Origin of the sequence: Pseudomonas mucidolens (genome assembly GCF_900106045.1) — a bacterium.
GTDB lineage: Bacteria > Pseudomonadota > Gammaproteobacteria > Pseudomonadales > Pseudomonadaceae > Aquipseudomonas > Aquipseudomonas mucidolens.
In genome coordinates this window covers 5548428-5562885 of record NZ_LT629802.1, presented here as the reverse complement: position 1 = coordinate 5562885, position 14458 = coordinate 5548428, and the positions used below count along the sequence as shown (strand labels likewise).

At 58.7% G+C, this 14458-nt stretch carries 12 protein-coding genes, 1 tRNA gene and 2 pseudogenes; 11 read left to right on the top strand and 4 right to left on the bottom strand.

Annotation, left to right across the window (positions count from 1 at the left end; translation table 11 throughout):
* Positions 1–103: 103 nt before the first annotated feature.
* The 3 genes from BLU75_RS25625 (at position 104) to BLU75_RS25615 (ending at position 4227) form a co-directional block, all read left to right on the top strand.
* Complete coding sequence (locus tag BLU75_RS25625) at positions 104–1375, top strand: YeaH/YhbH family protein (RefSeq protein ID WP_084379544.1); 1272 nt, start codon at positions 104–106, stop codon at positions 1373–1375.
* The gene (locus BLU75_RS25620; RefSeq protein WP_084379545.1) at positions 1372–2934 is read left to right on the top strand and encodes a SpoVR family protein; all 1563 of its coding nucleotides are present in this window, start codon (positions 1372–1374) and stop codon (positions 2932–2934) included. Before BLU75_RS25625 ends, BLU75_RS25620 begins: the two co-directional genes overlap by 4 nt.
* Positions 2935–2997: 63 nt before the next feature.
* Complete coding sequence (locus BLU75_RS25615; protein WP_084379546.1) at positions 2998–4227, top strand: multifunctional CCA addition/repair protein; 1230 nt, start codon at positions 2998–3000, stop codon at positions 4225–4227.
* A gap of 102 nt (positions 4228–4329) precedes the next feature.
* On the opposite strand, the gene folK is transcribed toward BLU75_RS25615, so the two are convergent.
* Both folK and folB read right to left on the bottom strand, forming a co-directional pair.
* Positions 4330–4848, bottom strand: coding sequence for a 2-amino-4-hydroxy-6-hydroxymethyldihydropteridine diphosphokinase (gene folK, locus BLU75_RS25610; RefSeq protein WP_084379547.1), 519 nt, complete (start codon positions 4846–4848; stop codon positions 4330–4332).
* Positions 4839–5192, bottom strand: a complete 354-nt coding sequence (gene folB / locus BLU75_RS25605) for a dihydroneopterin aldolase (RefSeq protein ID WP_084379548.1) — start codon at positions 5190–5192, stop codon at positions 4839–4841. The genes folK and folB overlap by 10 nt, the downstream gene beginning before the upstream one ends.
* Positions 5193–5266: 74 nt before the next feature.
* Here folB and plsY point away from each other — a divergent pair, with 74 nt between their 5' ends.
* Positions 5267–5836 carry a glycerol-3-phosphate 1-O-acyltransferase PlsY gene (gene plsY / locus BLU75_RS25600; protein ID WP_084379549.1) on the top strand — a complete coding sequence of 190 codons (570 nt, stop codon included), beginning with the start codon at positions 5267–5269 and terminating at the stop codon, positions 5834–5836.
* 32 nt (positions 5837–5868) lie between these two features.
* Here plsY and tsaD read toward each other — a convergent pair whose 3' ends face one another.
* A complete protein-coding gene (gene tsaD / locus BLU75_RS25595; protein WP_084379550.1) occupies positions 5869–6894 on the bottom strand; it encodes a tRNA (adenosine(37)-N6)-threonylcarbamoyltransferase complex transferase subunit TsaD in 1026 nt (341 codons plus the stop codon).
* Positions 6895–7097: 203 nt separating this feature from the next.
* Here tsaD and rpsU point away from each other — a divergent pair, with 203 nt between their 5' ends.
* The 7 genes and pseudogenes from rpsU to BLU75_RS28045 form a co-directional block, all read left to right on the top strand.
* On the top strand, positions 7098–7313 hold the full coding sequence (gene rpsU / locus BLU75_RS25590; RefSeq protein ID WP_002551877.1) for a 30S ribosomal protein S21: 216 nt from the start codon (positions 7098–7100) through the stop codon (positions 7311–7313).
* Positions 7314–7760: 447 nt separating this feature from the next.
* On the top strand, positions 7761–9731 hold the full coding sequence (dnaG, locus tag BLU75_RS25580) for a DNA primase (RefSeq protein ID WP_084379552.1): 1971 nt from the start codon (positions 7761–7763) through the stop codon (positions 9729–9731).
* A gap of 67 nt (positions 9732–9798) precedes the next feature.
* On the top strand, positions 9799–11646 hold the full coding sequence (gene rpoD / locus BLU75_RS25575; RefSeq protein ID WP_084379553.1) for an RNA polymerase sigma factor RpoD: 1848 nt from the start codon (positions 9799–9801) through the stop codon (positions 11644–11646).
* A gap of 119 nt (positions 11647–11765) precedes the next feature.
* Positions 11766–11924 carry a hypothetical protein gene (locus BLU75_RS27405; RefSeq protein ID WP_157720804.1) on the top strand — a complete coding sequence of 53 codons (159 nt, stop codon included), beginning with the start codon at positions 11766–11768 and terminating at the stop codon, positions 11922–11924.
* Between the two features lie 60 nt (positions 11925–11984).
* Positions 11985–12484 (top strand): annotated as a pseudogene (locus BLU75_RS25565) (EAL domain-containing protein); the annotation flags it as partial.
* 15 nt (positions 12485–12499) lie between these two features.
* A tRNA-Ile gene (locus tag BLU75_RS25560) sits at positions 12500–12576 on the top strand.
* Between the two features lie 150 nt (positions 12577–12726).
* Positions 12727–13258: pseudogene (locus BLU75_RS28045) on the top strand (site-specific integrase); the annotation flags it as partial.
* Positions 13259–13459: 201 nt separating this feature from the next.
* On the opposite strand, the gene BLU75_RS25550 reads toward BLU75_RS28045, so the two are convergent.
* Positions 13460–13990, bottom strand: coding sequence for an HvfA family oxazolone/thioamide-modified RiPP metallophore (locus BLU75_RS25550; protein WP_084379554.1), 531 nt, complete (start codon positions 13988–13990; stop codon positions 13460–13462).
* Positions 13991–14458 lie beyond the last annotated feature (468 nt).

The window sequence follows — 14458 nt, the reverse complement described above, 5'->3', positions numbered from 1 at the left end:
GCTTCCAGCTACAAGCTGCAAGGGAAAAGCGGTTGAGCATCCGGCTCGACGGTTCTTCGCTTGCGGCTTGAAGCTTACGACTTGAAGCTCCCCGGAGGGGCCTATGAGCTATGTGATCGACCGACGTCTCAATGGCAAGAACAAGAGCACGGTAAACCGCCAGCGTTTCCTGCGGCGCTACCGTGACCACATCAAAAAGGCCGTCGAAGAGGCCGTCAGCCGCCGCTCCATTACCGACATGGAGCATGGCGAACAAATCAGCATTCCCGGCCGGGATATCGATGAACCGGTGCTGCACCATGGGCGCGGCGGCAAACAGACCGTGGTTCATCCGGGAAACAAGGAGTTCACTACCGGTGAACATATCCAGCGCCCCCAAGGCGGCGCCGGTGGTAAGGGTCCTGGCAAGGCCGGCAGCTCCGGCGAAGGCATGGACGAATTCGTGTTCCAGATCACCCAGGAGGAATTTCTCGAGTTCATGTTCGAGGACCTGGAGCTGCCCAACCTGATCAAACGCAACCTGACCGGCACCGATACCTTCAAGACCGTACGCGCCGGGATCAGCAGTGAAGGCAACCCTTCGCGGATCAACATCATCCGTACCCTGCGCTCGGCCCATGCCCGACGCATTGCGCTATCGGGCAGCAGTCGCGCCAAATTGAGGGAAGCCAAGGAAGCGCTGGCGCGCCTGAAGCGCGAAGAACCAGACAATTTCGGCGATATACAGGAAATAGAGGCCGAAATAGCGAAACTCAGCGCGCGCATTCACCGCGTGCCTTTCCTCGATACCTTTAACTTGAAATACAACCTGTTGGTCAAGCAGCCCAATCCCAGCTCCAAGGCCGTGATGTTTTGCCTGATGGACGTTTCCGGCTCCATGACCCAGGCCACCAAAGACATCGCCAAGCGCTTCTTTATCCTGCTGTACCTGTTTCTCAAGCGTAACTACGACAAAATCGATGTGGTGTTTATTCGTCATCACACCAGCGCCCGTGAAGTCGACGAGGAGGAGTTCTTCTACTCGCGAGAAACCGGCGGCACCATCGTTTCCAGCGCCCTGAAGCTGATGCAAGAGATCATGGCCGAGCGTTATCCGGCCAACGAATGGAACATCTACGCCGCCCAGGCCTCCGATGGCGACAATTGGAACGACGACTCACCTATCTGTCGCGACCTGCTGATCAACCAGATCATGCCGTTCGTGCAGTACTACACTTATGTGGAAATTACCCCCCGCGAACACCAGGCCCTGTGGTTCGAATACGAGCGCATCGCCGAAGCCTTCGCTGATACGTTTGCCCAACAACAACTGGTCTCGGCCGGCGATATCTATCCGGTCTTCCGTGAACTCTTCCAGCGCAGGTTAGTGACATGACCGCCAAAGAGCATAAGCGCCAACCCCTTTCCACGGGGTCCGAATGGACCTTCGAACTGATCCAGGCCTACGATCGGGAAATCAGCCGCATCGCGGCCGGGTATGCCCTGGACACTTATCCCAACCAGATCGAAGTGATTACCGCCGAGCAAATGATGGACGCCTATGCGTCGGTGGGCATGCCGCTGGGCTATCACCATTGGTCCTACGGCAAACACTTTCTCAGCACCGAAAAGTCCTACAGCCGCGGCCAGATGGGCCTGGCCTATGAGATCGTGATCAATTCCGACCCTTGCATTGCGTACCTGATGGAAGAAAACACCATCTGCATGCAAGCGCTGGTGGTTGCGCACGCCTGCTATGGGCATAACAGCTTTTTCAAGGGCAACTACCTGTTCCGCACCTGGACCGACGCCAGTTCGATCATCGATTATCTGGTGTTCGCCAAGCAGTACATCATGCAGTGTGAAGAACGCCATGGCATCGATGCGGTGGAGGACCTGCTGGATTCCTGCCACGCCTTGATGAATTACGGCGTAGACCGCTACAAGCGTCCGTATCCGATTTCCGCCGAGGAAGAACGGCTGCGCCAGAAGGAACGTGAGGAGCATCTGCAAAAACAGATCAACGACCTGTGGCGCACCATTCCCAAACGCGCCGACAAGAACAGTGACAAGGACAATGCGCGCTTCCCCGCCGAGCCCCAGGAAAACATCCTGTATTTCATCGAAAAGCACGCGCCGCTGCTGGAACCCTGGCAACGCGAGATCGTGCGGATCGTGCGCAAGATTGCCCAGTACTTTTATCCACAGCGCCAGACCCAGGTGATGAATGAAGGCTGGGCGACCTTCTGGCACTACACCCTGATGAATGACCTGTACGACGAAGGCCTGGTGACCGACGGCTTTATGATGGAATTCCTGACCTCCCACACCAGCGTGGTGTTTCAACCCGGTTTTGACAGTCCGTACTACAACGGCATCAACCCCTATGCGTTGGGTTTTGCCATGTATCGGGACATTCGTCGCATGTGCGAACACCCCACCGAAGAAGACCGTCGCTGGTTCCCGGAAATCGCCGGAAGCGATTGGCTGTCGACGATCAAGTTCGCCATGAGCAGTTTCAAGGACGAGAGTTTTATCCTGCAGTACCTCTCGCCCCAGGTGATTCGCGACCTCAAGCTGTTCAGCATTCTGGACGACGACCTCAAGGACGACCTGCTGGTGCCGGCGATTCATGATGAGGTCGGTTATCGCACCATCCGCGAGACCCTGGCCGCCCAGTACAACCTGGGCAACCGCGAGCCGAATGTGCAGATCTACAACATCGATGTGCGCGGCGATCGCTCACTGACCCTGCGCCACCAACAACACGACCGCAAGCCCCTCGGCGACTCCACAGACGAAGTCCTCAAGCACCTGCACCGACTGTGGGGGTTTGATATCCATCTGGAGACACTGCAAGGCGACCAGGTGATGAAAACCCACCATGTGCCGCCGCGCAATGAATCCAGCGACAACGAATATGGGCGCCTGGACTTGGCCGTTATCCACCTTTGATGCGGCAAAGCCTCCCTTGGCCGAACACAGGCGTTATCCTGTAAGGCTAACGGAGGCTTTTTCATGCAAATCTACAAAGTCGGCGGAGCAGTGCGAGATCGTCTGCTGGGGATTCCTGTCACCGATATCGACCGTGTCGTCGTAGGCGCCACCACCGAGGAAATGCTCGCCAAGGGCTTCAAGCCCGTAGGTGCTGACTTTCCGGTTTTCCTTGATCCGAAAAACGGCGACGAATATGCCCTCGCCCGCACGGAGCGCAAGAGTGGCCGCGGTTATGGCGGTTTTGTTTTTCATGCCAGCCCCGACGTCACGCTGAAAGAAGACCTGATGCGCCGCGACCTGACGATCAACGCGATGGCCGAAGATGACGACGGCAATCTGACCGACCCGTATCACGGCCAACAGGACCTTGAAGCGCGCATTTTGCGCCACGTTTCCCCCGCATTCGCCGAAGATCCCCTTAGAGTACTGCGCGTTGCCCGCTTTGCCGCACGCTACGCGGGACTTGGCTTCAGCATCGCTCCCGAAACCCTGGAGCTGATGCGCCAACTCAGTGAATCCGGCGAACTCGAAGCGCTGACGCCCGAACGTAGCTGGAAGGAAATTTCCCGGGCACTGATGGAAGATCAGCCACAAGTATTTATCCAGGTACTGCGCGATTGCCACGCACTGAAAACCTTGCTGCCGGAAGTCGACGCGCTATTCGGCGTGCCGCAACCCGAAGCTCACCATCCTGAAATAGACACCGGCGTGCACACCTTGAGCGTATTGGAGCAGGCAGCGCGTCATGGCCAACCCTTGACCGTGCGCTGGGCCTGCCTGATGCATGATCTGGGCAAAGCGCTGACGCCTGTGGATAAGTTACCGCGGCATATTGCCCACGAGCAGAAGGGCCTGAAGCTGATAAAAGCGGTCAACGAGCGCTTCAAAGTGCCGAAAGACTGCCAGGAACTGGCCCTGCTGGTGGGTGAATATCATACCCACGGCCACCGGGCGCTGGAGCTCAAGGCCTCGACATTGCTGGAGCTGTTGCAGAGTTTCGACGTCTATCGCCGTCCGCAGCGTTTTGAGGAGTTTGTCGTCGCCTGCGAAATGGACGCGCGAGGCCGCAAGGGCTTTGAGCAGAGAAGTTATCCACAGGCGGATTATTTACGTAAGGCCGCGTTGGTGGCGCGCGGCGTGGCCGTGGCGCCGCTGCTGGAGAAAGGCTTCAAAGGCCCGGCGCTCGGCGAGGCACTCAAGCGCGAACGACTCAACGCGCTCAAAGCCTACAAGGCACAACACCCACTGTAGGAGCGGGCTTGCCCGCGAAGATCATTAACGATTACGCGAACTTGCGGGTTAACGCGGCGCCCTCACACTTTTCGCAAGCAAGAACCAGGCGCCTCCTCGCCCCTACAGGAGTGTGGCAGGCGTCAGTTGCTGGTCGCGCCATTCGAACGCCACGGGCGCCAGCACCTGATCGATCTGTGCATCGCACCACAACACCGCAAACGTTTTACCCACTGCGGGATGCACACGCTCTGGCGCCATCAACGACAGCGGCCACAGCACAAAGGCATTCTTCAGTATTTCCGCCCGAGGCAACACCAACCCCTCGAAATCACCGCTCAGGTCGCCATACAACAGCACATCGATATCCAGCGGCAGCCCTTTGCGGTCCGGCGCGTAACGACCGTTGTCGGCTTCAATGAGCTTCAACCGGCGATCCAGCTCTTTCAACGGCAAATCGGTATACGCCGAGACCACCAGATTGAAGAACGGTCCGCTCTTGATACCCACCGGCTGACTTTCGAACACGGCCGAGCAACGCAGATCCGTCAAAAAGCCAGCCAGCGCATCGAGGCCCGCCCGCAAATGGGATTCGCGCTCGATATTACTGCCAAGGCCAAGGTAAACCTGAGTTAGCGACATCCGCGCTCGATCTCCACGCCCACGCCTTTGGCTGCCGGGACGGCACCGGGCTTGGTCAATTTGAGGTGCAGCCAGGGAATCTGGAACTCGCTCATCAACACTTCGGCCAGGCGCTCGGCGAAGGTTTCCACCAGCTGGAACTGTGTTTGCGCGGCAAAGTCCTGGATGCGTGTGGAGACGCTGGCGTAGTCGAGCGCCAAGGTCAGGTCGTCACCGGCGGCGGCCGGACGGTTATCCCAGGCGAAACTCAGATCCAGACGCAAGCATTGCCGGATACCTCGCTCCCAGTCGTAGGCCCCGATCACGGTGTCGACTTCCAGGCCTTCGATAAACACTCTGTCCAAGCACTCTTCTCCACAGCACGACAAGGGCGCAATGCCCCGTTAGAATCAAGGCGTCCTCGCCCGGAATAGTTAGCATGTTTTGGTTACTGGCGATCCTCGCCTACCTGCTCGGCTCTCTGTCCTTTGCCATCTTGCTCAGCCGCCTGACGGGAAATCCCGACCCGCGAATGAGTGGTTCAGGCAATGCTGGCGCCACCAATATGTTGCGCCTGGCCGGCAGGAAACTGGCCGTCCTGACGCTGCTGGGTGACGCCTGCAAAGGCCTGCTGCCGGTACTGATCGCCCACCTCGCCGGTCTTTCCCTGCAACAACAAGCCTGGGTAGGCGTGTGTGCCGTCCTCGGCCACCTGTTCCCGCTGTACTTTCGCTTCCGTGGAGGCAAGGGCGTCGCAACGGCCGCCGGCATGTTGCTGGGTATCTACCCACCCGCCGCCCTGCTGGCCGTGGCCGCCTGGCTGCTGACGTTCTACCTGACCCGCACCAGTTCCCTGGCCGCGCTGATCGCCACGCCATTGACCCTGCCATTACTGGCCTGGCAAGAGCCCGCGGCGCTGATACCGATGAGCGCGCTCACCTTGCTGATCGTCTGGCGCCATCGCGGCAATTTACGCGACCTGTTTGCCGGGCGCGAACGGCATTTTTAAATACGCCGCCGAGCCCGACTCAGATTCGCTGCTTACAACGCTGACAACTGCTCCATGGGCCAACGCGCCTGCACGCTGATGGCCAGGCTTTCCTGCTGACCGGCCTGCAGCCGCTGACAACCCGCAAAGGCAATCATCGCGCCGTTATCCGTACAGAACTCGGGGCGCGCGTAAAAAACCTCACCCTGCATGTCGCCGAGCATTTTCTCCAGCGACACGCGTAATGCGCGGTTGGCGCTAACGCCGCCGGCGATCACCAGGCGCTTCATGCCCGCGTGCTTCAACGCCCGCTTGCACTTGATGGTCAAAGTCTCTACCACGGCTTGCTGGAACGCCAGTGAGATGTCGCAACGGGCTTGTTCGCCGTCGTCTCCGGCGCTGACACTCTGCTGCCAGGTGTTCAGCGCGAAGGTTTTCAAGCCGCTGAAACTGAACATCAGGCCGGGCCGATCACACATCGGACGCGGGAACGTGTAACGACCCGTCACGCCCTTTTCTGCCAGACGCGCAATTTCCGGACCGCCGGGATAATTGAGGTCCATCATTTTCGCGGTCTTGTCGAAGGCTTCACCGGCAGCATCGTCCAGGGTTTCGCCCAACAGTGTGTATTGACCAATGCCGTCGACTTGAACGAGCTGCGTATGCCCGCCCGAAACCAACAAAGCGACGAACGGGAACTCCGGCGGGTTTTCTTCCAGCATCGGCGCCAGTAAATGGCCTTCCATATGGTGCACGCCCAAGGCTGGAATACCCCAGGCGAAGGCCAGCGCCTGGGCACAGGAAGCCCCCACCAGCAGGGCTCCAACCAAGCCTGGGCCCGCGGTATAGGCAATCGCATCAATCTCGGTCGGCACACACCCCGCCTCGTCCAACACCTGTCGGATCAACGGCAGCATGCGTTTTACGTGATCACGGCTCGCCAGCTCCGGCACCACGCCGCCATAGGCGCGGTGCAAGTCGATCTGACTGAACAGTGCATCGGCCAAAAGCCCGCGTTCACTGTCGTAAAGTGCGACACCGGTTTCGTCGCAGGAGGTTTCTAAGCCCAGAACTAGCATGGGTTTGCGCCTTGTAGCGGCTGAATTCGAAGGCGCGCATAATAGTCGCCACTCCCCCTCCCGACTAGCGGTTTTCGATCAGAGGCTTTGCATTCCGGGCAATGAGGGGTTAACATCCGCAACCCTTAAAAACCGACGACCTCAGCCGCGAATTTTTTGCGACGAGAACGTTGATTCCCGGTAATGAAAGAAGGTAGCTCTGGATGCCAGCCGTCAAAGTAAAAGAGAACGAACCCTTCGACGTAGCTCTGCGTCGTTTCAAGCGCTCCTGCGAAAAAGCCGGTGTTCTGGCTGAAGTTCGTAGCCGCGAATTTTATGAGAAGCCAACTTCTGAGCGTAAGCGCAAAGCAGCAGCCGCTGTTAAGCGTCACGCCAAGAAAGTTCAGCGCGAGCAGCGCCGCGCCGTTCGTCTGTACTAATACACAGACGTTCGTAGCAAGCTTCTGCCAAGCCCGGCCCTCAGCCGGGCTATTGGCATTTGCGGATATCGCTTGATGCTTCACCGTCAACGCCGCACACGCGACCGCGACAAACTGCTTCACACGTCAGACCTGGCTCTTTTGCCAGCGGTGCACGTCTCTTCTGACGAGCCTATCAAGGCTACTGACGAGCACACCTTAATTTTCAGACAGGCGATCAACAGGTCGACTGTGCCCGACACTGAGCTTCCGAGGCCGTCTTTGGCCGTGACCGGACGCCGGGGCAACACGCTCAAGCACGTCGAAGGCTGATTGAACTAACGTCAGTGAATGTTCGACAGATACACTCCCTGAAGCCCCAGCAGACGACAGATGATCGAGCCACCGACATGCGTGCCTTGAGTGCGTCGCGGGCCCGCACTTATACGCAGTGATGACGAGAACGCCATGGCCGGGCTAATTCCCCAGAGCTTTATTGACGACCTTCTGAACCGCACCGACATCGTCGATGTCGTCAGCTCGCGCCTGCAAATGAAGAAAGCCGGCAAGAATTACACCGCCTGCTGCCCGTTCCACAAAGAAAAAACCCCGTCATTCAGCGTCAGCCCCGACAAGCAGTTCTACTATTGCTTCGGCTGCGGCGCCGGTGGCAACGCCCTCGGCTTCATCATGGACCACGACAACCTGGACTTTCCCCAGGCCGTCGAGGAACTGGCGAAAGCCGCCGGCATGGAAATCCCCCGCGAAGAAAGTGGCCGCCCGCACAAGCCGCGCCAACCCACCGACTCGCCGCTGTACCCGCTGCTCACCGCCGCCGCCGACTTCTACCGCCAGGCACTGAAAAGCCACCCGCAGCGCAAAGCCGCTGTCGACTACCTCAAGGGCCGCGGCCTGACCGGAGAAATCGCCCGCGACTTCGGCCTCGGGTTTGCCCCGCCCGGCTGGGACAATCTGTACAAGCACCTGAGCAGCGATACCCTGCAACAAAAAGCCATGATCGACGCCGGCCTGCTGGTGGAGAACGCCGAGACAGGCAAGCGCTATGACCGCTTCCGCGACCGGGTGATGTTCCCGATCCGCGACAGTCGCGGCCGGATCATCGCCTTCGGTGGCCGGGTCCTGGGCGACGACAAGCCGAAATACCTGAATTCACCGGAAACCCCGGTGTTTCACAAAGGCCAGGAACTCTACGGCCTGTTCGAAGCACGCAAGAACAACCGCAACCTCGACGAGATCATCGTGGTTGAAGGGTATATGGACGTGATTGCCCTGGCCCAGCAAGGGCTGCGTAACGCGGTGGCGACACTCGGCACCGCTACCAGCGAAGAGCACTTGAAGCGCCTGTTTCGCATCGTGCCCAACGTGCTGTTCTGCTTTGACGGCGACCAGGCGGGCCGGAATGCCGCCTGGCGCGCCCTTGAGGCCGCACTGTCGAGCCTTCAGGACGGGCGCCGCGCACGCTTCTTGTTTCTGCCCGAAGGCGAAGACCCGGACACTCTGGTCCGTGCTGAAGGCACCGATGCGTTTCGTGCACGCATCAACCAGCACGCACAGCCGCTGGCCGATTACTTTTTCCAGCAACTGACCGAAGAGGCCGACCCGCGCTCGCTCGAAGGCAAGGCTCACATGGCCACCCTCGCCGCGCCACTGATCGACAAGGTGCCTGGCGCCAACCTTAAGGCCCTGATGCGCAAGCGCCTGCTGGAAATCACCGGACTGAGCGGCGAAGCGGTCAGCCAACTGGTGCAGAGTACGCCGCAAGACGCGCCACCGACTTACGACCCAGGCATCGATTACGACGCCATGCCGGACTATTCGGACTTTCACCAACCTCAAGAGGCCTACGCGCCTCAACACGAGTGGACCCCGAAGAAACCCGGCGCCGGCGGCAAGAAGTGGGATAAAAAACCCTGGAGCAAGAACGGCAAGCGTGGCGACCGCGACGAACCCTACGCACCACGCACACCGGTTGCCGTAGAAGCCCCGACGCTCATCGCCCTGCGCACCCTCATCCATCACCCGCAGCTGGCGGGCAAGGTGGAGAGCGCCGATCATTTTGCGAACGAAAGCAACACTTATGCCCAGGTACTGATTGCCCTGATCGAGGCGGTACAGAAAAATCCTAAGCTAAACTCTATTCAACTGATGGCTCGCTGGCACGGCACCGAACAAGGACGCCTCTTGCGAGCGCTCGCAGAAAAGGAGTGGCTAATTGACGGCGACAACCTTGAACAACAGTTTTTAGACACCATTACTAGGTTATCCGCGGGCCAGCACACGCAGACCCTCGACGAACTTATCAAGAGAGCAAGACAGCCGGGATTGTCGGCTGAAGAGCAAATTCAGATAGCAAAACAGATGCGCGACCTCTTAAAACAGAATGTTTCAGCATCAAACCCGACCTCAGCTGGCGCGTGAGGTCATAGCTCGGGTATAATCCTCGGCTTGTTTTTTGCCCGCCAAGACCTTCAGTGGATAGGGTGTTATGTCCGGAAAAGCGCAACAGCAGTCTCGTATCAAAGAGTTGATCACACTTGGTCGTGAGCAGGGCTACCTGACTTACGCGGAGGTCAACGACCACCTGCCGGAGGATATTTCAGATCCGGAACAGGTGGAAGACATCATCCGCATGATTAACGACATGGGGATCAACGTATTCGAAGTTGCGCCAGATAAGGACTCCCTTATGCTGGCCGACGCTGATACCGACGAGGCCGCCGCTGAAGAAGCCGCTGCCGCGCTGGCTGCAGTAGAGACCGATATCGGCCGCACCACCGACCCTGTGCGCATGTACATGCGCGAAATGGGTACGGTAGAGCTGCTGACACGTGAAGGCGAAATCGAAATCGCCAAGCGTATCGAAGAGGGCATCCGTGAAGTGATGGGCGCAATCGCGCACTTCCCTGGCACGGTTGACCACATTCTCTCCGAATACACCCGCGTTACCACCGAAGGTGGTCGCCTGTCCGACGTCCTCAGCGGTTATATCGACCCGGACGACGGCATTACGCCGCCTGCGGCTGAAGTGCCAGCACCTGTCGATCCTAAAGCGGCCAAGGCTGACGACGACTCCGACGACGACGAAGCTGATGCAAGCGACGACGACGACGAAGTCGAAAGCGGTCCAGATCCGGTCATCGCGGCCCAGCGTTTTGGCGCTGTTTCCGACCAGATGGAACTGGCCCGCAAGGCGCTGAAGAAGCACGGTCGCGGCAGCAAGCAGGCAACCGCCGAGCTGCTGGCCCTGGCCGAGCTGTTCATGCCGATCAAACTGGTGCCGAAGCAATTCGAAGGCCTGGTTGAGCGGGTGCGTGGCGCGCTTGAGCGTCTGCGTGCACAAGAGCGGGCAATCATGCAGCTCTGTGTCCGTGATGCGCGCATGCCGCGCACCGACTTCCTGCGCCAGTTCCCGGGCAACGAAGTTGACGAAAGCTGGACCGACGCACTGGCCAAAGGCAAAAGCAAATACGCTGAAGCCATTGGTCGCTTCCAGGCCGACATCGTTCGTTGCCAGCAGAAGCTGACAGCATTGCAGACCGAAACCGGCCTGACGATTGCCGAGATCAAGGACATCAACCGTCGCATGTCGATCGGCGAGGCCAAGGCCCGCCGCGCGAAGAAAGAGATGGTTGAAGCGAACTTGCGTCTGGTGATCTCCATCGCCAAGAAGTACACCAACCGTGGCCTGCAGTTCCTCGACCTGATCCAGGAAGGCAACATCGGCTTGATGAAGGCTGTGGACAAGTTCGAATACCGTCGCGGCTACAAGTTCTCGACTTATGCTACCTGGTGGATCCGTCAGGCGATCACTCGCTCGATCGCCGACCAGGCCCGCACCATCCGTATTCCGGTGCACATGATCGAGACGATCAACAAGCTCAACCGTATTTCCCGGCAGATGTTGCAGGAAATGGGTCGCGAACCGACCCCGGAAGAGCTGGGCGAACGCATGGAGATGCCCGAGGATAAAATCCGCAAGGTATTGAAGATCGCTAAAGAGCCGATCTCCATGGAAACGCCGATTGGTGATGATGAAGACTCCCATCTGGGTGATTTCATCGAAGACTCGACCATGCAATCGCCGATCGATGTCGCCACCGTTGAGAGCCTCAAGGAAGCGACACGCGACGTGCTGTCCGGCCTCACCGCCCGTGAAGCCAAGGTACTGCGCATGCGTTTCGGCATCGACATGAATACCGACCACACCCTTGAGGAAGTCGGTAAGCAGTTTGACGTGACCCGCGAACGGATCCGTCAGATCGAAGCCAAGGCACTGCGCAAGTTGCGCCACCCGACGAGAAGCGAGCATCTGCGCTCCTTCCTCGACGAGTGATCACAAAACCCCCGGCCCTGCCGGGGGTTTTGCTTTGTGCAGATTAATGCCCCCCGCGTCACCTCCTCCCGCTATGCCCGTCTACACTCGAACATTCCCCGTGCCATAACGAGACCGTTATGCCCAGATTGCCGATTGTGCTACTGCTGTCGCTGCTGACCTGGACCGCAACGGCTGCTGCGCTGACTCTCACCGATGAAGAGCATGACTGGCTGGCGGACCACCCGGAGTTACGTCTGGGCGTTGATGCAGCATGGCGGCCGTTTGAGTATCGATGAAGACGGCCGCTACCAGGGCCTGGCGGCAGGCCACATGCGCCTGATTCAGAAGCGCTTGGCGGTCACCCGATTGGCGACCTGCTGCTCAAGGGCATCGCCGTTCGGCTCAAGGATCAGTTGCGCGACATCGATACGGTAGCCCGACTGGGAGGCGACGAATTCATCATCCTGTTACTGGAACAAGCCTGCCGACAGAAGCGTGCCTGGAGAAAGTCCCATGACGACTTCGGTACAGACTACTACTCCCTCCGTTACCTGAAACGCCTGCCGCTGGACTTCCTGAAAATCGACCAATCTTCGTCCGCGGCCTGCCGAACGCCCCCCACGACGCGGCTATCGTGCGCGCTATCATCGCCCTGGGTCACAGCATGCAATTCACCATCATCGCCGAAGGCGTGGAAACTACCGCCCAGCAAGCCTTCCTCGCGGCAGAGGGCTGCCAACAGATGCAAGGCTACATCGTCAGCCTGCCCCTGCCCGCCGACATCTTCGCCACAACCGTCCTTCGTATGACCCATTCGGATTTTTCGGATAGCACAGTAGAGAAACCATCGTTATAATCCGCGACCTACTGAGGGCCTATAGCTCAGTTGGTTAGAGCAGAGGACTCATAATCCTTTGGTCGTAGGTTCGAGTCCTACTGGGCCCACCATATAAATCAAGGGTTGCAGCAACGCTGCAGTTTCGAGAGGGTGTTTTGGAATGCCTCCGAGGTACAGTTTCGGTACAGTCCGTGCCGATGTCTTCGGAGAACAGCATGGCAACTCTCGTAAACACCCCTTCAGGCACGTGAAAAGCGGTCATTCGAAAAATCGGATGACCGACAGCTTCCAAGACGTTCCGCACCAAACGCGATGCAGAAGACTGGTCACGTCGAGCCGAAGACGAGATGGTCAGAGGTGTCTACATCCAGCGGAGCGGATCAGAGCGGATGACCCTAGAGGCGGCGCTGAAGCGTTATCTGTCTTATCCCCACCAAAAAGCCTCCGACTCAGAAAGGCGAGGCGAGCAAGGCAAAAAAGCTCACTACCGAGCTGGGTAAATACTCGCTTGCAGCCCTCTCCAGCGAAATCATTGCGGCTTACCGTGATAAGCGACTGTCTCAGCCCGCAGCCCGCAAGAGCACATTGACCAGCAATAACACCGGTCGGCTTGAGTTGGCGCTCCTGGACCATCTTTACTCCACAGCAATCAAAGAATGGGGGCTCGGCCTCACGTTCAACCCTGTCGTGGGCATTCGAAAGCCCAAACCTGGAAAGGGTAGAGAACGGCGCTTCGTAGGAGACGAAGAAGGGCGGCTCCTGGGCGCAGCTATACGCGTATCGCGAGACCTTTCAGACTGAGTGACGCCATACGGGCCCGGAAGAAGCTGCGCTCGATTGGTTCATCAGGGTATCGTCCCGAATCGTGGAAGACTTCAATGCAGTCGACAACGCCGACAAAAACACGAGGCTGGAGTCAGAGCAATTCTACACAAGGCAAACCGCCCTCCCCGGCCACAGGCGCAGGGAGGGGGGAAGGTGCAGGTGCCGGGATCAGCTCCGGGCTTTGCTCAGGCGGGTGAAAAGCTCGGTGGGTACTTTCTTGCCGTTGGAGGTGTACTGGTTGCTCCTGAACGTGTAGACCTCGCCCTCGGAGAGGTAACCATCGTTGTTGGTGTCCATCGCTTTGAATTCCTCACCACCCTTCGGAGCCACGGTCAAAAGCTCCTTGAGCGAAACGAGGCCATCGCCGTTGGTGTCGGTGCTGGTGAAGGAGTCGTCGCCACACTTGCCTTCCCCGCATTTACCCTCGACCGTGGTGGCCTTCGTACTGGCTTCGCTGGAACCACACTTGCCTTCACCACATTTGCCCTCGGCCGTGGTGGCTTTCGCACTGGCTTCGCTGGAACCGCATTTGCCTTCACCACACTTGCCTTCCCCGGTTTTTTCCGCCGCGGCCAATTGGTAGCCCTGAGGCAATGCTTCCACGGCAAAGGCGGCGGACGACGCCAGGCTCATGCCGCCGGCCAAAGCAATGGTGGCCAGGCCGAGACTGGTTTTGTTCGAGAACGGGATACGGTACATAGTGTTTCTCCAGATACTGTGTGCGGCCAGGCCGCGGGTCATGCCACAAGGACGGGTAAACCCTCAAGGAAGCGCAAGGCGAAGTGGAAGAAGCCGGGAATCCCCGAGCGGCATGCGCGTAAGCATCCTCCACCTCGACAGGGCAAACTTCATTCGGGCAAGACCATTTAGCCGTAGCAATGTATCTACGGTGTATCCACTGGAAAGAGCATTTGTAAGCCAACTCCCGGATGTCACGCCCGGATACACAGGGGTACAAGTCACACGGAGTTTCGGCCAACGGGAAACCCGTTCCCGGCGGCGTGGTGCTTCAAGATCGAAAGGGAGAAACAGGTGAAGTGTCCGACAGCGTCGGCTGATGAGGTGAATGTTTCGCAGGGTATTGCAAGGCACAGTTCATGCTGGAGAAATCAAGGCGATTACCGAAGACGCACGGATGTGGCCTGGCTCTGGATCGAGCCAGGCCTT